We start from the raw sequence: 19,538 nt of genomic DNA on the forward strand, positions 1-19,538 counted from the left end.
CAATTAAATATCTAAATTTAATGCGTCTTGTTTTAAATATGCGTAAGTCGCATATCTGCATGAACATTTATCGTTTGATTACTGCATTTTTCACGCATAACATCGAGTTAAATAAAGAAGATCAAATCAAGCAGAGGATGCGATGAATCACATGGTGACAACAAAAAAAGCAAAAGTTCAATTTAACTGGCAAGACCCATTTTTAATTGAACAACAGCTTAGCCCAGATGAGCGCATGATTCGTGATGCGGCTCATGCCTATTGCCAAGAGCGCTTGCAACCACGTGTACTTGAACAATTCCGTCATGAAAAAACAGACCCATCTATTTTCCGTGAAATGGGAGAGCTTGGTTTATTAGGGCCAACCATTCCTGAGCAATATGGCGGTGCGGGTTTGAACTATGTGAGTTATGGCTTGGTTGCGCGTGAAATTGAATATGTCGATTCGGGCTACCGCTCTATGGCGAGTGTGCAAAGCTCATTGGTGATGGTTCCAATTCATGAATTTGGTACCGAAGAGCAAAAGCAGAAGTATTTACCTAAACTAGCTACTGGTGAATACATTGGTTGTTTTGGTTTGACCGAGCCTGATCATGGTTCAGACCCGGGTAGTATGATTACCCGTGCTAAAAAAGTTGACGGTGGTTACCGTTTAAGCGGCGCAAAAATGTGGATTACCAACAGTCCAATTGCCGATGTATTTGTGGTCTGGGCAAAAGAAGTTTCTGCTGAAGGTAATGTCGGTGATATCCGAGGCTTTATTTTGGAAAAGGGCTGGGAAGGTTTATCTGCGCCTGCCATTCATGGCAAGGTCGGTTTACGTGCATCCATTACGGGTGAAATTGTGATGGATAACGTTTTTGTACCTGAAGAAAATGCATTCCCTGAAATTCGAGGCTTAAAAGGCCCATTTACCTGTCTAAACAGTGCTCGTTATGGCATTGCATGGGGCGCAATGGGGGCTGCCGAGTTCTGCTGGCATACTGCACATCAATACACCATGGACCGCAAACAATTTGGTCGTCCGTTGGCTGCAAATCAATTGATTCAAAAGAAACTCGCAGATATGCAAACTGAAATTGCTTTGGGTTTGCAAGTGGCTTTACGTTTTGGCCGTATGAAAGATGAAGGTATTGCGTCCGTTGAAGGTACATCTCTAATTAAGCGTAACAACTGTGGGAAAGCACTTGATATTGCTCGTATGGCACGTGACATGATGGGTGGAAACGGTATTAGTGATGAGTTTGGCGTAGCACGTCATTTGGTTAACCTTGAAGTCGTAAATACCTATGAAGGCACACATGACGTCCATGCTCTTATTTTAGGTCGTGCCCAAACAGGCATCGCGGCATTTAGTAACTAACTCATTCATTTAAAATATAGAGGTGTTCTTTCGAGAGCACCTTTAGGGATTTTTACGCAAAAAATTTATGGAAAATGACAAGATTCATCGTAAGGATACTCATGTAAAGAGACGCCTCTGTGTACTTAAAACTAAATGTAAGATGATGAAAATATAGAAGATTAAGTCATGCAGAAAACATAAGTAAGCTACCGATGACTCATTTGGGAAAATGAGGAACTAAAGATGAACAATGACGTTCAAGTAATATCGAAAGAATTAAGAAATACATTTCCAAGTAACCTTGGAACATATGAAAAGATCGGACCTCATACATGGAAATGGGCGTTGTTATTTGCCTATTTTGCAATGGTAGTCGATGGCATTGATATTATGCTGCTGTCTTATAGCTTGACCAGCTTAAAGGCAGAGTTTGGTTTAAGTACCTTTCAGGCAGGCGCATTAGGTAGTGCTTCTTTGGCAGGGATGGGTATTGGCGGTATTTTGGGTGGTTGGGCATGTGACAAGTTTGGTCGTGTAAGAACCATTGCCAACTCTGTGACTTTCTTTTCTGTAGCGACTTGCTTATTGGGCTTTACGCAAAGCTTCGAGCAATTTATGGCCTTACGTTTTATTGGTGCTTTGGGTATTGGAGCACTCTATATGGCCTGTAATACTCTTATGGCTGAATATGTGCCGACCACTTACCGTACAACGGTATTGGGCACATTACAGACGGGTCAGACCGTAGGTTATATTGCTGCGACGTTATTAGCTGGCGCAATTATTCCAGATCATGGCTGGCGTGTTTTGTTCTTCCTGACCGTAGTACCTGCTTTTGTTAATATTTTCCTACAACGATTTGTGCCAGAGCCAAAATCTTGGCAGCTCACTAAAATTGAAAGCTTGCAAGGCAACAGACACCCTAAAGAAATAGTTGTGGCTGAAAAGCCTAAAAGTGGCAGTATCTATAAGCAAATTTTTAATAACTTTAAGCACCGTAAAATGTTTTTGTTGTGGATGACCACAGCATTCTTCTTACAGTTTGGTTATTACGGTATTAACAACTGGATGCCAAGTTATTTGGAAACAGAAGTGCATATGAACTTTAAAAACTTAACCAGTTATATGGTGGGTTCATATACTGCAATGATTTTAGGCAAAATTTTAGCGGGTTATCTTGCAGACAAATTTAACCGCCGTGCTGTTTTTGTGTTTGGAACAATAGCCAGCGCCGTGTTTTTGCCAATCATTATTTTCTTCAATACCCCTGACAATATTTTGTATTTATTAATCACTTTTGGCTTTTTATATGGCATTCCATACGGTGTGAATGCGACGTATATGGCTGAAAGTTTTTCAACGGATGTGCGCGGAACAGCCATTGGCGGTGCTTATAACATTGGTCGTGTCGGGGCAGCGATTGCACCAGCCACCATTGGTTTCTTGGCATCGGGTGGAACTTTTGCGATGGCCTTTATTGTGATGGGTGCTGCGTATTTTGTTGCGGGTGTATTGCCAGGATTATTTATTAAAGATCGTCAGTACGATCCGCAAAAACAATCATAAACAATGACAAGAAGGTGCGTTGAGTACCTTCTAAAAAGATAAGGGTATCGTTATGGGTGCATTACAAGGAATTCGGGTTTTAGATTTAAGTCGTGTGCTTGCAGGGCCATGGTGTGGGCAAATCTTGGCAGACCTTGGCGCGGAAGTGATTAAAATTGAACGTCCTCGAGTCGGTGATGACACCCGTATGTGGGGGCCACCATGGATGCCTGATCAAGATGGAAACCTGACCCGTGAATCTGGCTATTTTCAATGTACCAACCGCAATAAATATTCTGTTGCCGTGGACATTACAACACCAGAAGGTCAGGCTTTAATTTATGAAATTGCCAAGACTGCCGATGTTGTAATTGAAAACTATAAAACAGGGTCTTTAGCTAAATATGGTTTGGACTATGCCTCATTAAGTGAGCTGAACCCGAACATTGTGTATTGCTCGATTACTGGGTTTGGGCAAGATGGTCCGCGTGCGGAAGAACCCGGTTATGACTTTATTATTCAGGGTATGTCTGGCTTAATGAGCATTACCGGTGAACCTGATGATGTCACAGGCAGTGGTGCGCAAAAGGTTGGTGTGGCTGTGGTAGACATTCAAACTGGATTGTATTCAACCATTGCCATTCAAGCGGCCTTGATTGCACGTTCGCACACAGGGCGTGGTCAATATATTGATATGTCACTACTTGATGTGCAGGTCGCGGCACTGGCAAATCAGGGAATGAACTATTTAGCTTCTGGTAAGGCCCCACAGCGCATGGGTAATCAACACCCGAGTATTGTTCCGTATCAAACTTTTAAGGCTAAAGATAAAGAATTTATTATTGCGTGTGGTAACGACAAACAGTTTAAAGATTTGTGTGTTGCGATTGGTTATGCCGAGTTACTCGAAAATGAAAAGTTTGTGCGCAACCAAGACCGCGTCAAATATCGAGATGAACTGATTCCTTTATTGTCGGAGCACTTTTTGCAGAAAACTGCCAAAGAGTGGGTCGACATGATTCATGCCTTAAAAGTACCCGTAGGTGTTATCAACTCTATTGAAGATGCTTTAGCTGAACCACAAATCGTGCATCGTAATTTGGTGGTGAATATTCCTCATCGTTTAAATGAAAACTTCCAAACCATTGGCTCACCAATCAAGCTGTCTGATACTCCAGTTGAATATCATCATGCACCGCCAGAGCTTGGTGAACATACTGCTCAAATCTTATCGAGATTTAAAACAGCAGAAGAACTAGCTGCGCTAAAAGAGAAAGGTATTATTGATGGAAAAATTGCTTAAGCTATTGTCGTTTTTAATGTGATTCAATTTAAATAAAAACTGTGATTTGCAATAAATCACAGTTTTTTATTAGAAACTAAGCGTTTTAATATTTAAAAATAAGCGGCAGCTCTGGTCTGAAATCATGAATTATTCCTTGATGTTCATGATCAAAACTAATTTCCATTAAATGCTCCGATCCATTAGTCACTTCAAAATCATCAAGCGAATTGAACAGCAATGAAGTAGGGTGCTTTTCAAGGTTTGGAATAGAAACCTTAATCGCGGTGATTTCTGATAAATCTTTGCTATGAACAAGTGGTTGTTGTTTTTCTTTTGCAGCAAGGTCTGGTCGTGAAGCAAATGAAAGGAAGAACCACATCGGTTCAGATACCACAGAATCTTTGGCAACATTTACTTCTAAGCTGGCTGGTAAATAGCTTGGCTTGTACACCCAATTAGGAAATTTTGCACCGTTATCATCTTTATTTTTAGGTCTAAAACAAATACCAAAAGGGGACGCGATATTATTTTGAGTACTTAGTCGCTCAAAAAGCAGAGTCGGTTTTGTGAGATCACTTGAGGCTTCTTCGGGGTTATTTAAAAAGATTAATTCGATAAAGCTATTTTTAAAGAAAAAGCGTCTGTTTTCTGTACCTTGACCCGGATGCTTGTTGGATGAACCTTCTGTTAGACCGAATTTTTTTAAAGTTTCAGCTTCGGGAGCGCCTGATTGTACACAAATAAAAATATGGTCCACTTCCATTTTAAGTTCTCATACTAATGTTGATGAATATTAAATAATTGATTAATAGAATTTTTCATGTTTGTCGCAAGTATTTCATCGAAACCATCGACTAAAAAGCGGCTAATTAAGCCTTCAATCACCGTATAGATCAGCTCAGATAAAGCTTCACCATTCGGTATATTGCAGTTTTCCGCAATCAATACTTTAATCCATTGTTTATGAGCTTTAGAAATAGAAATAATGTCTTGATCATCTTGGTTAGATTCAGCGACTGCTCTTACAAATAAACAGCCTTTAAAAAAATCTTGCCTAAACCAATTGGTGTGCCAATCCAGAATTTTATTGATGGCTTCCAACCCTGTTGCATCTCCCACATAGCCCAAAAGGCTTTGCTTAAACCGTTCATCACGAGCAACGAGTACAGACTTAACTAGTTGATTTTTATTTTTATAGTACGTGTACATGGTGGTTTTAGAGCAGCCAGATTCATCGCGAATCAAGTCAACGCCAACCCCGACAAAACTATTTTCGTTAAATAACTTCTCGGCTGTATCTAATATTTTTAAGGCAGATTTTGACATAAAACTTTTCCAAAAAATAAAATAGTACAGATCTGTACTATTTGAAATTTTATCTATATGCTTTTTAAAAAGCAAATTTTTGTTTGAGGAAAAAAACCATGTTCTCGATCTTTTATGGCAAAGAAAAACTGGCTCCATCGCCCACTAAAATTGACGTTTTAAGAAGCCTTGTTGGGGGTACGCTCAGTATTTTTATACTCCTGTGGTTGAGTAAGCTCACACATAATATCTTTATCATGGCGCCGTTTGGTGCGACCTGTGTATTGCTCTATACCGTGTCGCAGTCACCTTTGGCACAGCCGAGAAATATTATATTTGGGCATCTTATTTCGGCTTTTGTAGGTTTGTTTTTTCTAAAATTTGTCGGTGTTTCTATTTTTACAATTGCTTTATCAGTGGGCTGTGCAATTGCACTCATGCAGATTTTTAAATGTGTTCATCCACCTGCTGGGGCCAATCCTTTGGTTATTTTACTCACCGCGAGTAGCATACATTACCAGTGGAGTTTCTTAATTTTCCCTGTTTTGGTTGGCGCAGTGTCTTTAGTTTTGGTGGCGATGCTGATTAATAATATTAAAGCGAGTACCAAGTGGCCAATCTATGGCTTGGGAATTTTAAATAGTAAAAAGTAGGCAAGGTATGAAGTATTTTGAGCTTAAAATAATGAAAGTATTCACTACGCCAAGATAGTGAATACTTTTGAATGAAATTATGACTTTTTAGACATACGTTCTTCGATGGCAAATTTGAGTAAAGAGGCGCTGCGGTAAAAACCGTGTGCGAACTTTCCAAATGGCATGGTAATAAAAAACGTCATGACCGTGGCTAAATGGAAAATCAGTAAAAGTGCCATGTAAGGTGTATTGCGAAATGCCATGAGTGCTAACCCTGAAGCACTGACTAAAATTAAAAGGAAAATAAAGCCTCGATCTACAGGTTTTTGCTCGCGGTCACCATGTAATGGATGACGTTTAAGGTTTAAATAAAGCAAACCAGATGGTCCAATCACTAAGCCAAACCCACCCAACGTACCTAAAATAACAGGCAAGCTAAAGATAGGGTAAGGCGCATGCAGGTTAAGAAAATAGTGATATAAAGTCGCTACGCCTGTGGCTGCAAAGCAAAGCATAAAGCCATAAAACGTCAGGTGATGGAACACACGGCGGATTTGTGTGTAATGGTCATCTTGTTCATTACAGCCTTTGCCATGCCCACCATCTAAATATTTAAGCGTTAATACATTTTGGGTGGCTTGAATGAGGTCTGGTTTCTCAACTTTGCCATGAATGACTTTAGATGTTTGTCGCCAGAATTTGCTAATCCCAATACCGAGCAGAACAATCGCAACTGTAAAGGTCGCTCCAAACAGTAGAGCCAAAAAGTTATGCGGGAAAATCGCATAGAAATTACCTTGATAGCCTGCAAATAGGTCGGTGCCTTTGTACCACACCACAGCTAACATGCATAAAAAGAAAATAGCTGATAACGCCGAAACAAAAGGAATCCCAACAGACTTATAAAGTCGACCTAAAGGCTGCGGGGTCGCAAACTCTTGGTAAGTTTCCAAACGTACTTGTGCCATCGCTTTTGGAATATTGACACCAAACTCATGCGGCGGGGCATATTGGCAAGCGTGTAAACAAGCACCACAGTTATGGCACAGGTTTGCGAGGTAATGAATATCGGCTTGATTAAACTCAAGACGCTTAGTCATGGCAGCAAACACAGCACAAAACGACTCACAGTAACGACAAGCATTACAAATCTGTAGCGCTCTTTGAACTTCCTGCTCATGATCAGAGAGCTGAACAACTGGAATCAGGGCTTTAGTACTAGCATTCATGTTCAACTCCTTGTGAAAGTGCGTAGTGGGCTGCATTTTTTCCGGCAATGCGTCCAAACGTTGTGCCAATCGACATGCCGACCCCTGCGGTATAACCCTGACCGAGTACGTTACCTGCCATCATTTCACCTGCAACAAACAGGTTGCGGCTGGCTTTATTGTTAAAACGTACAGCAGCATCGTCTTCGACTTTTAAACCTAAATAGGTAAAGGTAATGCCGGGTTTAAGCGCATAGGCATAGAACGGTGGACGATCGAGAGGAACCGCCCAATGGGTTTTGTTGGGAACAATATTTTGGGTAGTGCAATCATCTAAAACCGTATGGTTAAAGGTGCCTTGTACGCAGGCTTGGTTAAATTCTTCTACCGTGTGACAGAAGGTTTTTGCATCTAGCCCGATTTTTTCGGCCAGTTCTTGAATGCTATTTGCTTTTACCCCCGCAAACACAGGCGGCATAAAGCGACCAATCGCCTTTGAGTCGATAATCGAATAGGCGATTTGCTGAGGCTGTTTGGCAACAAGACGTCCCCAAATCGCATAACGTTTTGGCCAGAAGTCTTCGCCTTCATCGTAAAAACGTTCGGCTTTGTTATTGACCACAATACCCAGTGAAACGCAGTCAATACGGGTGCAGATGCCGCCATCATATAACGGTGCGCGTGCATCTACAGCGACGCAATGCGATTGTGATGGGTCACCAATAATATCGGCGCCTTGATCTATCATAAATTTGAGCAAGTTGCCCTGATTAAAGCGGGTTCCACGAATAATGAAATTATCGGCAGGCCATTCGCCGTTTTCATTTTGTCCCCATGCTTCTCTTAACCATTCCAGATTTGACTCAAAACCACCTGCGGCCAATACACAGCTTTTCGCTTTAAACACACGGCCATCTTCCGCAATTGCAGCTTCAAAATGTCCTTGGTTTAACTTTAGATCTTTAATTTTTGTGTTGTATAAAATCTCAATGCCAAGTTCTTGGGCACTACGGTAATACGCATTAATGAGGGCTTTACCGCCACCCATAAAAAAGGCATTGGTACGTGCAACATGCAAAGCACCCGATAGTGGCGGCTGAAAATTCACACCATGTTTACGCATCCAGTCGCGACATGTTGCCGTGCTACGAATGACCAGACGAGCTAAGTGCTCATTAGTTTTTCCAGCAGTGACTTTAAGTAGGTCTTGCCAATATTCTTCTTCTGGGTAGGCATCGACCAATACATCTTGAGGAGCATCATGCATGCAACGGAGATTACGAGTGTGTTGTGAGTTACCACCACGCCATTCTTTAGGTGCTGCCTCTATGACCAGCACAGACGCGCCACTTTCTTTTGCCGTGAGCGCGGCACACAGTGCGGCATTCCCACCACCAATTACAATCACATCATGCATGGATTTCTCCCTTTCTCAGCTAAGGCTAATGTAGCTTTAAAAGGGATGATGAAGTGAGAGGCTAAGCTTGAATGGGTGTTTAGTAAAAATAAACACTAATGGCTTAAGTGTTTATGAGTTTCGCACCGGGCCAGCGTTTTTCATTAATCAGGTTGGTCACACAAGCACGAATCACTACTTTCGTGGCTAAAGTAGCAGGCGAGAGTTCTTCTTCAGACAGACTAATTAAATAGTTAATGCGTTCAATGGCAGGTTCTACAATGCGCAGTAAACATAGGTCTTGCCGTGAGTTTAACGATGCGCCCGCAGGTTGGATGGTTGCCATTTCGAGTTGGCTAATGCTTTCCATTAACAAATGTAGCCCATCAATTTCATAGGCCACTTTAAGCTGATGAATTTTCTGTTCGAGCAACAAACGCAGTCCATGTCGTTGACTCGGTAAAATCAGGGGAAGTTCTTTCAGCTGTGAATGAGTAATGGTTTGAGTGTCTATGCAGCTTTCAAGATGGTATTGACTAAGCACTTCTTTAGGCGAAATTAAAAACATCTGTTCTTTGACTAAAGGCTGTATGGCCCACTGTGGGTCGACATCATCACTAAAGATGATGGCAACATCGAGCTGCCTTGCATTAACTAAAGCTTTTAAGTCACCCGATAAGCCTTCAATTAAACGGACTTTAATGTCGGGATAACGGTTTCTCATGAGTTTTAAAAAGTGGGTGCCAATAACCGACGCGACACTTGGCGAAAAACCGACGGTGACATGACCACTTAGGCGTGAAGAATGTGCAGAGTCTACGGCATGGTCTAAGTGTCTAAGCGCCAGTTGAACCTGTTGAAAAAAAGCTAAACCCGCAGGGGTGGGAACCGTTCCCAAAGCGGTGCGTTGTAACAGGCGAATCGAAAGCTCGCTTTCTAATTTTGAGATTTGCTGACTTAATGCAGAAGTTCCAATATCGAGATTTTTTGCAGCTTTACCCAAGCTTCCTGATTCGATCACCGCAATAAAATACTTTAATTGTTTGAGTTCCACGGCAAATACTACATTGTCCTTTATTGGTTATTCTACACTGGTTTATCGCTATACATTTTGTTCTATTACGCTGAGTAAACCACCAACAGAGTAAAGGCAACATCACCTCAAGATGTTGCCTTTTAGAGCTTTTATTGTTTAACCTGCTCAAGACCCTGTTCTTCAATAATTTGTGTTGCTTGTGGTGACTTCACAAATTTGATGAGTTCTTTTGCGACTTTTTCATGTTCAGAGTTTTTACCAATGCCCGCTGCAAATACAGTGACTTTTTGATAAGGCGCAGGAATTGGACCGACTAAATCAACTTGACCATATTGGCCAGTAAAAGGTTTGATTTCACTAATTTGCTGGAAACCAATATCGAACTGACCTTCAGCAATACGTTTTGCAACACGGTCACCGACTACTTTTTCTGCTTTACCAGAAATCACTTTGTATTCGACAGGTGGGAAGCTTGGAAAAACATCTTTTTCAAGATGCGTGCCGCTCGCACTTGCTGAATAGCCTATGTGCTTAGCATTTAATAAAACTTTTTCGAATTTTGCCGCAGAGCTAATATCTGGTTTTGGCGCGCCTTTAGGCACAGCCATGCCGATGCTTGAATTGACTAAAGCACTTTGTGAACTTGGGTCTACATAACCTTTTTCTGCAAGCTTGTTCAGTTCAGGAGCAGCCAACACCACCACATCAAAATGTTCACCACGATCGAGTCGATTTGGAATTGCAGTTGGTGATGCACCCATTGATGAACCAGACGAAAGGTGAACCGTGTGACCAGTTTGCTTTTCAAATATTGGAATGAGTTTTTCCATAGATGAATAGAAACCGCCTGAGCTAATCACTTCGAGTGTATCTGCGTTAGCAAGCGTTGAGCCTAAACCTGCACCAGCTAAGCAAATGGTCATGAAGATAGGGGACTTTTTCATAGTATCTCGCTTTAATGATAGGAGAGCACAGTACGGCTGCAACATGCGCCGTACTGTTCATTAAAATTTCAGGTTAAGTCGTTGTTGTTTTAAGCGCTAACCTTCGCAGGTTCAGCAATTGGGTCTGCATTCTTCTGCTTAGAACCACGACATAGATATAAGCTTGAGATTAAGCTACATACCGCTGCTAACATCAGCCAGAATGCTGGTGTGCTTGCATTGCCTGTGTTTTCGACAAGGTACGTACAAGCCATTGGAGTCATACCACCAAAAATAGCGGCTGCAAGGCTGAACGCTAAAGAGAAGCCAACTGTACGTACACGTTTTGGCATTACTTCGGCAAGTGTTGCGACCATGGTGCCGTTGTACATACCAAAGAAGAATGAGAAGTAAGCAAGCGTAATAATTAGATTGGTAAAGCTAATGTCACTCACTAACCAGCTTAAAACTGGATAAGTTGTAAAGATGGCAAGGGTTGTAATGCCGACTAAAACTGGACGACGACCAATTTTGTCTGAAAGTAAACCACCCATTGGTAACCAGAAGAAATTCGATAAACCCACAAATACGGTTGCTAAAAGGCTATCCGTTACCGACATTTCTAGAGTACGTTTTGCATACACAGTGGTGTAAACCGTAATGAAATAGAACGTGGTTGTGGTCATGGCGCTCATCATCATGCCCGCAAGTACGATGCGCCAGTTACTCGCAAGCGTGCTGAAAATTTCTTTGGTCGATGGATGAGTTTTTTGCGCTTTAAAGTCTTCAGTTTCTTCTAACGTACGGCGGAATAAGAAGATTAAAGGAATAATCAAACAACCAATTAAGAACGGAATGCGCCAGCCCCATTCACCCACTTGAGCAGTAGTTAAAATGGTGTTGAGCCAGTAGCCAAGTAATGCTGCAAATACAACCGCAATTTGTTGGCTGCCAGATTGCCAGCTTGTGATAAATCCACGGTTTTTATCTGTTGCAATTTCAGCTAGATAAATCGATACACCACCAGATTCAACACCTGCCGAGAAGCCTTGTAATAGACGTCCAATCACCACCAAAATTGGCGCAATAATACCAATGGTTTCATAACCCGGTACAAAGGTAATTAAGATGGTTCCGATTGCCATAAGGCTTAAAGTCACAATAAGACCTTTACGTCGACCAACTCTGTCGACATAAGCGCCTAAGAAAATAGCGCCGAGAGGACGCATAAGAAAACCCGCAGCAAATACGGTAAATGTCATCATTAAAGAGACATATTCATTTTCAGAGTGGAAAAATTTTGCTGCGATATAAGTAGCATAGAAACCAAAAAGAAAAAAATCGTACTGTTCTAAAAAGTTGCCACTCGTTACATTTAATATTTTTTTAAAAGTAGCCCTACGGTTATTCACGACATCCATTGGAGACCTCCTTGGCCTGACAAAATGGAAACATTCACGATCTTCAATTGAGGGCTTTAAAATTGACTCATTCAATAAACCTAAATAGGAAATGGGTTAGAGATGAGATTTAAAGGTATCCTTCGTAGAAAATGTGATGCCTTGTTTCCAGTTCAAACTACACATCTATAAGTCGATAAACAGAAATTCACTTATCATTCAGATGAAAATGTAATCTCAAACGGCAGGAGGGAGTGAGAGGGCAAAATTAATTAGGTATTTAATAAAATTAATGACCCTTTATAAAATAATTTCAGAACACGGCCATATTTGGTTTTGAATCAACTCTTTTACACAGGCTTTAATTGCCGATTTTGCAGCGAGTGCAGCAGGTGATAATTCTTCTTCGGCAAGACTGACTAAGTAATTGATTCGCTCAACTTCAGGATCGATCAATTTTAGTAGTTGAAGCTTATGTTTATACTCTTGTAGACAAGCACTTCCGGGGCGGACGCTGGCAAGGTCGAGGTGAATCAGGCTATCCATGAGTAAGTGTAGACCATCAATTTCATAGACAACATTAAGCTGCCCAATCTTATGCTCAAGCAATTTTCTTAAGCTATGACGCTGACGTGGCAACACTAACGGAATATCGCCAATTTGCTGCGACTGAATAATTCCGCTTTTGATACAGTCGGCAAGACCGTATTTTTCAAGCACTTCTTTGCGTGCCATTAAATACATTTGTTCGCGGACCAAAGGCTGTATTGACCACTGTTTATCAATTTCATTGGTAAAAATAATGGCAATATCAAGCTGACGCGAATTAATCGACTGAATCAGGTTACCTGAAAGCGTCTCGACAATTTCTAGACGAATGTCTGGATAGCGTTCAGACATAAGTTTCATTAAAGGGATGCCAATTAAAGCAGTAATAGTTGGCGGAAAACCAAGGCTGACATGGCCTGAAAGCCGAGCTGAATGCGCAGCATCTATTGCGAAGTTAACTTGACGCAAAATAAGTTGAGAGTGTTTTAAAAAGGCCAGACCCGCTGGCGTAGGCGTGACGCCAAAAGCATTACGCTGTAATAAGCGAATGCTTAACTCTTGTTCTAGCTTACTAATTTGCTGACTAATGGCCGAAGCGCCAACATCGAGTTTTTGGGCAGCTTTACCAATACTACCTGCTTCAACTACAGTCAAAAAATATTTTATTTGTTTGATTTCCATAATAAATGTATTCGCTCATCATCCTTGATTTATAGAGATATGAAGGATTGGGAAATCTATCATGTGCTTTAATATTAACAGCAATAAATACAAAAGTTTCTTAAAAAATTATCTGAAAGTTTTAAATCTTTGTCGTCTTTAATCTTGAGTTCAAAGGAACTTATCCCACTTCAGAGAGGCAATCGTATAATTTTTAAATATGGCATCCACAGTCAACGAATTGGCGTTTGGGGCTAAGCGCACCACTCAAAATCTAAATAAAGTGAACAATCAAAATAAAAAAATCCAGGATGGATCCATGATTTTTGTAGTAAGAAATAGAACATTCGTATTGGGAATCGCTTCAATTTGTACAAGTGCATTACAGGCTGCTGCATTTGATAAAACAGGCCAATCCGTATCAGCATTTTTACAACCGGGAAATTACTTTGAAGCAAGTCTTGGTGTGACAGATACTGATTTAAAAGGAGTGGAATCTGGTACTAACCCTTCACATCAGTCAATTTCAGATATTGCCAATACAGATTATCGGCCGACTGCGGCTTTAAAATTTCAGCTTGCACCGCAGTATTCATTTGGGTTGCTTTACGATCAGCCTTTTGGGGCTGACACAGAATATTCTGGTGTAAATGGCTTTGTCGCAACGCCGAAAGACACAGTTATGCTTCCCGGTATTACGACTACAAGCCTTGCAAATGCTACTTCTGGTCAAGTTCCCACAGGAAATGCTAAATCGAAATTTGATATTCAAAGTTTTAGCTTCATTGCGGGATATCAGCCTAATAAAAACTGGAATATTTTTGCAGGGCCGGTTTATCAAACTTTCAAAAGTCAGGTCAATTTAAGAGGCAATGTATTTAGTCTTTATAATGGTTATGACTTTCAAACTAAAACTGTGGGTGATTGGGGCTGGTTAGCTGGACTGGCTTATCAAATTCCTGAAAAGGCCGTTAAAGTTTCGCTTACCTATCGTTCTGCTATTACCCACAAAGTAAACGCAACTGAAAATGCGCCGTTAATTGATATGTTAACGACTCAGCAAGGACGTGATTTAGTTAGCCAACATCTCGACTATATGATTTCTATCGGGCAAATGACCGAGCAAAAGAAAAACTATTTAAATCATATTATTTCAGAGTTACCCAATAGCGAAGGCTCTGGCACAACCAAATTTAAATCTCCAAACTCAGTGAATTTAGAGTTTCAAACAGGTTTACGTCAAGGAACTTTATTGTTTGGGAGCTTGCGCTGGGTAAATTGGAGTGATTTGGCGCTACAACCTTACCGTTTTGGTGAAATTTCAAAAGTTATTGGGGGATTATCAACACCGAGTCGTCCAGAAGGATTTAATTTGGTTCGTTATGATGATGACCAGTGGACTTTAAATTTAGGACTAGGGCAACGTTTTTCACCTAAATGGCTAGGTTCTGTATCAGTGGGCTGGGACTCGGGAGCTGGCGATAAAGTTTCAACGGGTGGCCCAACCAAGGGATATTACAACTTAGGAGTGGGAGCCCAATACAGTCCAACATTGCAATACTTTATTTCTGGTGGTGTGAAATATTACTGGTTAGGCGATGCAAAAGCTCAGCTTGGCGCACAGGCAGGCAGTGACTATTATGTGGGTGAGTTTAAGGATAATCACTCTATAAGCTATGGCTTAAAAATAGGATATAAATTTTAAAATTAAATGATTAATTTATAAGGTTTTAATTACATGAATAAAATCATCAAAAACGGCATATTTTTAGGGTTATCGACTTTGATTGCAGGCTATGGAACTGTCCTTCATGCCGAAGTAAACCCATCTAATTTACCTACTGTCTCACAAAAAGCGTTAACGATTATTGATGGACAAACAGAATGGTTAAGTAAGGTTTATAAAGATATTCATGAACACCCTGAACTTGGGTTTATGGAAACGCGTACTTCTGCCATTGTTGCCAAAGAGCTTAAGTCATTAGGGTTTGATGTTAAAACTGGAATAGCCAAGACAGGTGTGGTTGGCATTTTAAAAAATGGTAATGGGCCAGCGGTCATGTACCGTGCCGATATGGATGCCAATACTGTTCAAGAAGCGACTGGCTTACCTTATGCAAGTAAAGTGCGGGTAAAACTCGACGATGGAACCGAAACACCTGTTGCACATATGTGTGGTCATGATGCACATGTGACATGGATGCTCAGCATGGCAAAAACCTTAGTCGCTTTAAAAAAGGAATGGAGCGGAACTATTATTTTAGTCGCACAACCTGCTGAAGAGCCTATAACGGGTGCTAAAGCCATGGTGACTGACGGTTTATGGACAAAATACAACTTACCAAAACCTGATTATTTCTTTGCAGTACATACCACACCTGCACCTGTTGGAGTCGTAATCAATGCACCGGGACCACGCATGGCGGGAACCGATCAGCTCGATGTTTTATTTAAAGGCGTGGGTGGGCATGGGTCATTACCAATGCTAACCAAAAATCCAATTAGTATGGCGGCAAATGCAGTAACTCAATATCAAACTATTATGGGTAACGCAGTCGACCCTCAACAAGCAGCAGTTTTATCGATTGGCTCGATCCAAGCCGGAAATTCGAATAATGTGATTCCTTCTACTGCACTGGTCAAAATGAACTTGCGTTGGTTTGATCCAAAAATACGCGAAACCATGTTAAATAACATTAAGTTCATGAGTGAAGGTGCTGCCGAAATGCAGGGCATGGGTAAAGATCAATTGCCTACTTTTACCTTTAAGGGTTCAAGTACGCCTGTAGTCAATAATAAAGAATTCTCTGCGCGTTTAAATGGACCACTAAAAGCTTTGCTAGGCGACAAACATGTTCTAACTGAATATCCCGCCGTTATGGGTTCTGAAGATGTTCACCATTTGTTAGGTGATCAAAAAGACATTCCGTTTAACTTTATGTTCATTGGCGTGGCAGATCCGGTTGTGTTTGCTAATGCAGTCAAGCAAGGCAAACCTGTGCCTTATATTCCGCATAGTCCGAACTATGTTGTAGATTTAAAAGCCTTGCCTGTCGGGGCTAAAGTCACCACGGTGTCTATGCTCGAACTGTTAAATAAAAAATAAGATATTCATAAAAAAAGATGCACATCGAGGCATCTTTTTTTATCTAAAATTTTTAAAAATTTAAGAACAAGACAGATGTTTTTCCCGATAATGTAGCGGTGATAAATCTGTCCAGCGTCGAAAAGCACGGGTAAAACTACTCACATCGGTAAAGCCAAGAATATAGGCAATTTCAGTAATATTGTGGCTTGAGTTTTTGATATACGACAACGCGAGTTCGTGCCGTGTATTGTCGAGTAGCTCGCTATAAGAGGTATTTTCTGCCGATAGCTTACGTTGCAGACTGCGTATACTTAAGCCTAAACTTTTTGCAACGTCTTGCTGTTGAAAGTCACCTGTAGATAATTTTTCAATGAGTTTTACTTTCACACGAGCCAATATATTTTCTTTATCAAACCGAGCGAGATAACGATTAATAATCTCATCATATTCTTGAGTGAGGCTAGGATTCCCACCATCTAAAGGCTGCTCTATGGTGGCTGTGTCAAACACAATCATGTCTTTGGGTGCATTAAACACAATCGGGGCTTTTAAAATGCTCTGAAAAGTTTCTAAATCTTGTGGCTCTGAGCGTCTTAATTCAATACGTAAGGGCGAAAAAACAGAACCTTGTAACGCACGACTTGAACGAATAAAAACAGAGATAAAAGCATCGATAGATTCGGGTTGAACTTCGTCGGGAACATGAATAACGAAATAATGATTTTTTCCCTCGCCATAAAACTCAAGTTCAGGAATGTCGGTCACTATACGAAAGTAACGAATAATTCTTAAAAACATTTCTTTTAGTGTGGTGCTGGTAATGAGTGAATGGCCCAACACATGAAATGTATTTTGATTGACTTGGCTGGCAACTTTAAGGCCAAAGCACGAGTCCTGAGTCGCTTGAACGGCTAATTTCCATAAAGTTGCTGTGTTTTTTAATGAATAGCGTGCATCTGGATCATTTAGGGCCTGAACATCTAAACCTGCTTGTTTTAATAAAGGTTGGCTATCCACACCTGCTTTCTCAAGCGCTTTTTGAATCGCTTTAACCCAGCTAGCCAGTGCCGTTGCTGTCTGTGGCATGTTATGTCCTATAACTTGTGACTCATATTCCTGTGAGCAGTATAAAAGATTCAAAACTAAAAAATCTTTTGTTTGTTTTGAATCTTACTATTTTGGCATCCATAGCCAATAGATTGGCGTTTCGAGCTAAGCATACAAAGGTAGATATAAATAGAGTAGGGATATGAGAAAACTGAGGAATAACGGATGACCTACATATATAAAAATCCTGCTGGAATGAGCGATAGCGAAAAAACGGAACACATTAAAAAAGTAGTCACAGCGGAAGGTGTGGCTTTACGCAAGCGCCATCCCATTTTGAACCATCAAAACGCAATAGGAGCGATGATTCTATTTGTTTCCCTTGTTGGAATGATTGCTACGGCTGTACTCTATATCAATCATCAGCTTTCAGCGTGGTTCGCAATTCCAATTATTGCGTTTTTTGCATCTCTTACCCATGAGTTAGAACACGACCTCATTCACTGGATGTATTTTAGAAAAAAACCATGGGCACATCATTTAATGATGGGATTAGTGTGGTTAGCTCGCCCAAGTACCATTAACCCATGGAAACGCCGTGAGCTTCATTTTAATCACCATAAAAATTCAGGCACTGAAGTTGATTTAGAAGAAAGAGCGCTCACCAATGGAGAGCAGTGGAGCATACGCCGACTCGTCGCCATCGGTGATAATGGCTTTGCAGTTTTGCTACGCATTATTGCTGCAATCAATTGGACTGTTAGAAAAGTTATTTTTAAACGTGCGTTCTTAGCTTATTTTCCACTTGGAATTATTCATTGGTCTCTTTGGTATATCTTCTTAGGTTTCCATGCAGTTGATATGGTTTCAAGCTTGGCAAATGCACCGATTTCGTGGTCAGCTACAACCCTAAATGTTATGCATGTGATTAATATTCTGACTGTGGTGTGGATTGCGCCAAATGTGCTGCGTACCTTCTGCCTGCACTTTGTGACAAGCAACATGCATTACTACGGTGATGTTGAATTGGGTAATGTCATTCAACAAACTCAAGTGTTAACACCGTGGTGGATGATGCCGTTCCAACTCTTTTGCTTTAACTTTGGTTCGACACATGCCATCCATCATTTTGTGGTGAAAGAACCATTCTATATTCGACAAATGACCGCGCCCGTTGCCCATAAAGTCATGCGTGATATGGGAGTACGGTTTAACGATGTCGGAACCTTTAAAAGAGCAAATCGTTGGAATGTAAATAATTTATCTGAATCGAATACTTAAAAAATAGATTCTTAACTCGCTTGAATGGACTGAGTTCTGTACACAGGACTCAGTCCACACTCTACAGTTTCTTAAAAATTAAAAAGTTTTACTGAAACTTAGTAAAAAGCAGAATCACGCCTAAAACACATAAAATTGAACCAATCACCTTATTAATTTGCACTTGCTTGGCTAACATTTTCTGTCTCAATAGCATGGAAGAGAAAAGCACAGCCACAAGTGAAAACCATATGAAATGCGCAAATGACATAAAAAAGCCATAAGCCAAAAGAATGGTTTTAGGCGTGGTTAAGCTCACAATTTGGGTATAGGTACTAATCACAAATAGTGTGGTTTTAGGGTTCAGGGCATTGGTAAAAAAGCCGTATTTTATGGCTTGCAAACTACCTATAGCAGTTAAAGCAGCAGTGTCTAAAACAGGTTTTTGAGTAAAGGTTTTATAGCCAATGTAGATCAGGTAAAGCGCACCAATGTACTTAACAATATTTAAAATTTGCGGCGTATAAGTCATCACAAAGGCAACGGCAACTAACGTATAGGTTACATGTACCAACACGCCAAGCGATATCCCGAGTGAAGTGAACACACCTATTCTTCTACCGTACAGATAACTATTTTTGGTGACAATCGCAAAGTCAGCTCCGGGACTTACCACTGCCAAAATCGTAATTAAAATAACCGCAATAAACTCTGCCATTATCTTGTACCCTCACTGAAAACGAGGGAGTTCATCTGTACTTTTTGGAATGCATGTAAGAGAGCGAAAACACTACTTAAAATTGCTCTTCTTTTTGTAAGAGATGCTTGGGCTTTAGGTTTGCGAAGATAGATATCG

At 40.7% G+C, this 19,538-nt stretch carries 17 protein-coding genes; 7 read left to right on the top strand and 10 right to left on the bottom strand.

The features are described 5' to 3' along the window. Window positions 1–142 precede the first annotated feature (142 nt). The 3 genes from I7H67_RS08010 (at window position 143) to I7H67_RS08020 (ending at window position 4,193) form a co-directional block, all read left to right on the top strand. The gene (locus I7H67_RS08010) at window positions 143–1,363 is read left to right on the top strand and encodes an acyl-CoA dehydrogenase (RefSeq protein WP_004703641.1); all 1,221 of its coding nucleotides are present in this window, start codon (window positions 143–145) and stop codon (window positions 1,361–1,363) included. 225 nt (window positions 1,364–1,588) lie between these two features. Continuing rightward, window positions 1,589–2,911, top strand: a complete 1,323-nt coding sequence (locus I7H67_RS08015) for an MFS transporter (protein WP_198307540.1) — start codon at window positions 1,589–1,591, stop codon at window positions 2,909–2,911. A gap of 52 nt (window positions 2,912–2,963) precedes the next feature. After that, the gene (locus I7H67_RS08020; RefSeq protein WP_198307541.1) at window positions 2,964–4,193 is read left to right on the top strand and encodes a CaiB/BaiF CoA transferase family protein; all 1,230 of its coding nucleotides are present in this window, start codon (window positions 2,964–2,966) and stop codon (window positions 4,191–4,193) included. 85 nt (window positions 4,194–4,278) lie between these two features. Here I7H67_RS08020 and I7H67_RS08025 read toward each other — a convergent pair whose 3' ends face one another. Both I7H67_RS08025 and I7H67_RS08030 read right to left on the bottom strand, forming a co-directional pair. Continuing rightward, on the bottom strand, window positions 4,279–4,938 hold the full coding sequence (locus I7H67_RS08025) for a VOC family protein (RefSeq protein WP_151989063.1): 660 nt from the start codon (window positions 4,936–4,938) through the stop codon (window positions 4,279–4,281). 14 nt (window positions 4,939–4,952) lie between these two features. Further along, entirely contained in the window at window positions 4,953–5,501 is a 549-nt protein-coding gene (locus tag I7H67_RS08030; RefSeq protein ID WP_198307542.1) for a TetR/AcrR family transcriptional regulator, read from the bottom strand. Between the two features lie 98 nt (window positions 5,502–5,599). Between I7H67_RS08030 and I7H67_RS08035 the strand changes: the two genes are divergently transcribed. Continuing rightward, a complete protein-coding gene (locus tag I7H67_RS08035; protein WP_198307543.1) occupies window positions 5,600–6,133 on the top strand; it encodes an HPP family protein in 534 nt (177 codons plus the stop codon). 77 nt (window positions 6,134–6,210) lie between these two features. Here I7H67_RS08035 and tcuB read toward each other — a convergent pair whose 3' ends face one another. The 6 genes from tcuB to I7H67_RS08065 all read right to left on the bottom strand — a co-directional run bounded on the left by tcuB (window position 6,211) and on the right by I7H67_RS08065 (window position 13,308). Further along, entirely contained in the window at window positions 6,211–7,344 is a 1,134-nt protein-coding gene (gene tcuB / locus I7H67_RS08040) for a tricarballylate utilization 4Fe-4S protein TcuB (protein ID WP_198307544.1), read from the bottom strand. Beyond that, window positions 7,334–8,740 (bottom strand): FAD-dependent tricarballylate dehydrogenase TcuA, encoded by a 1,407-nt coding sequence (gene tcuA, locus I7H67_RS08045; RefSeq protein ID WP_151826910.1) that lies wholly within the window; start codon window positions 8,738–8,740, stop codon window positions 7,334–7,336. The genes tcuB and tcuA overlap by 11 nt, the downstream gene beginning before the upstream one ends. 103 nt (window positions 8,741–8,843) lie before the next feature. Next, a complete protein-coding gene (locus I7H67_RS08050) occupies window positions 8,844–9,773 on the bottom strand; it encodes a LysR family transcriptional regulator (protein WP_004773590.1) in 930 nt (309 codons plus the stop codon). A gap of 131 nt (window positions 9,774–9,904) precedes the next feature. Next, window positions 9,905–10,699, bottom strand: coding sequence for a substrate-binding domain-containing protein (locus I7H67_RS08055; RefSeq protein ID WP_005302913.1), 795 nt, complete (start codon window positions 10,697–10,699; stop codon window positions 9,905–9,907). Window positions 10,700–10,788: 89 nt separating this feature from the next. Further along, window positions 10,789–12,099 (bottom strand): MFS transporter, encoded by a 1,311-nt coding sequence (locus I7H67_RS08060; protein ID WP_009390595.1) that lies wholly within the window; start codon window positions 12,097–12,099, stop codon window positions 10,789–10,791. A gap of 279 nt (window positions 12,100–12,378) precedes the next feature. Further along, window positions 12,379–13,308, bottom strand: a complete 930-nt coding sequence (locus tag I7H67_RS08065) for a LysR family transcriptional regulator (protein ID WP_005302915.1) — start codon at window positions 13,306–13,308, stop codon at window positions 12,379–12,381. Window positions 13,309–13,606: 298 nt separating this feature from the next. Here I7H67_RS08065 and I7H67_RS08070 point away from each other — a divergent pair, with 298 nt between their 5' ends. After that, on the top strand, window positions 13,607–14,992 hold the full coding sequence (locus I7H67_RS08070; protein ID WP_198307545.1) for a long-chain fatty acid transporter: 1,386 nt from the start codon (window positions 13,607–13,609) through the stop codon (window positions 14,990–14,992). 33 nt (window positions 14,993–15,025) lie between these two features. Beyond that, window positions 15,026–16,393, top strand: coding sequence for an amidohydrolase (locus I7H67_RS08075; protein WP_198307546.1), 1,368 nt, complete (start codon window positions 15,026–15,028; stop codon window positions 16,391–16,393). Between the two features lie 60 nt (window positions 16,394–16,453). Here I7H67_RS08075 and I7H67_RS08080 read toward each other — a convergent pair whose 3' ends face one another. Next, entirely contained in the window at window positions 16,454–17,461 is a 1,008-nt protein-coding gene (locus I7H67_RS08080; protein WP_151799259.1) for an AraC family transcriptional regulator, read from the bottom strand. 216 nt (window positions 17,462–17,677) lie between these two features. Here I7H67_RS08080 and I7H67_RS08085 point away from each other — a divergent pair, with 216 nt between their 5' ends. Next, entirely contained in the window at window positions 17,678–18,703 is a 1,026-nt protein-coding gene (locus tag I7H67_RS08085; RefSeq protein ID WP_198307613.1) for a fatty acid desaturase, read from the top strand. Between the two features lie 88 nt (window positions 18,704–18,791). Here the strand turns inward: I7H67_RS08085 and I7H67_RS08090 are convergent, their stop codons facing one another. Continuing rightward, window positions 18,792–19,400, bottom strand: a complete 609-nt coding sequence (locus I7H67_RS08090; RefSeq protein WP_198307547.1) for a LysE family translocator — start codon at window positions 19,398–19,400, stop codon at window positions 18,792–18,794. Window positions 19,401–19,538: the final 138 nt, after the last annotated feature.

Source organism: Acinetobacter sp. ACIN00229 (genome assembly GCF_016106645.1).
GTDB classification, from domain to species: Bacteria; Pseudomonadota; Gammaproteobacteria; order Pseudomonadales; family Moraxellaceae; genus Acinetobacter; species Acinetobacter oleivorans.

Excerpts from the sequence above, each read along its gene's own strand:
- I7H67_RS08010 (WP_004703641.1), top strand. The coding sequence starts at position 143 with ATGAATCACATGGTGACAACAAAAAAAGCAAAAGTTCAATTTAACTGG.
- I7H67_RS08015 (WP_198307540.1), top strand. The coding sequence starts at position 1,589 with ATGAACAATGACGTTCAAGTAATATCGAAAGAATTAAGAAATACATTT.
- I7H67_RS08020 (WP_198307541.1), top strand. The coding sequence starts at position 2,964 with ATGGGTGCATTACAAGGAATTCGGGTTTTAGATTTAAGTCGTGTGCTT.
- I7H67_RS08025 (WP_151989063.1), bottom strand. The coding sequence starts at position 4,938 with ATGGAAGTGGACCATATTTTTATTTGTGTACAATCAGGCGCTCCCGAA.
- I7H67_RS08030 (WP_198307542.1), bottom strand. The coding sequence starts at position 5,501 with ATGTCAAAATCTGCCTTAAAAATATTAGATACAGCCGAGAAGTTATTT.
- I7H67_RS08035 (WP_198307543.1), top strand. The coding sequence starts at position 5,600 with ATGTTCTCGATCTTTTATGGCAAAGAAAAACTGGCTCCATCGCCCACT.
- tcuB (WP_198307544.1), bottom strand. The coding sequence starts at position 7,344 with ATGAATGCTAGTACTAAAGCCCTGATTCCAGTTGTTCAGCTCTCTGAT.
- tcuA (WP_151826910.1), bottom strand. The coding sequence starts at position 8,740 with ATGCATGATGTGATTGTAATTGGTGGTGGGAATGCCGCACTGTGTGCC.
- I7H67_RS08055 (WP_005302913.1), bottom strand. The coding sequence starts at position 10,699 with ATGAAAAAGTCCCCTATCTTCATGACCATTTGCTTAGCTGGTGCAGGT.
- I7H67_RS08060 (WP_009390595.1), bottom strand. The coding sequence starts at position 12,099 with ATGGATGTCGTGAATAACCGTAGGGCTACTTTTAAAAAAATATTAAAT.
- I7H67_RS08065 (WP_005302915.1), bottom strand. The coding sequence starts at position 13,308 with ATGGAAATCAAACAAATAAAATATTTTTTGACTGTAGTTGAAGCAGGT.
- I7H67_RS08070 (WP_198307545.1), top strand. The coding sequence starts at position 13,607 with ATGATTTTTGTAGTAAGAAATAGAACATTCGTATTGGGAATCGCTTCA.
- I7H67_RS08075 (WP_198307546.1), top strand. The coding sequence starts at position 15,026 with ATGAATAAAATCATCAAAAACGGCATATTTTTAGGGTTATCGACTTTG.
- I7H67_RS08080 (WP_151799259.1), bottom strand. The coding sequence starts at position 17,461 with ATGCCACAGACAGCAACGGCACTGGCTAGCTGGGTTAAAGCGATTCAA.
- I7H67_RS08085 (WP_198307613.1), top strand. The coding sequence starts at position 17,678 with ATGAGCGATAGCGAAAAAACGGAACACATTAAAAAAGTAGTCACAGCG.
- I7H67_RS08090 (WP_198307547.1), bottom strand. The coding sequence starts at position 19,400 with ATGGCAGAGTTTATTGCGGTTATTTTAATTACGATTTTGGCAGTGGTA.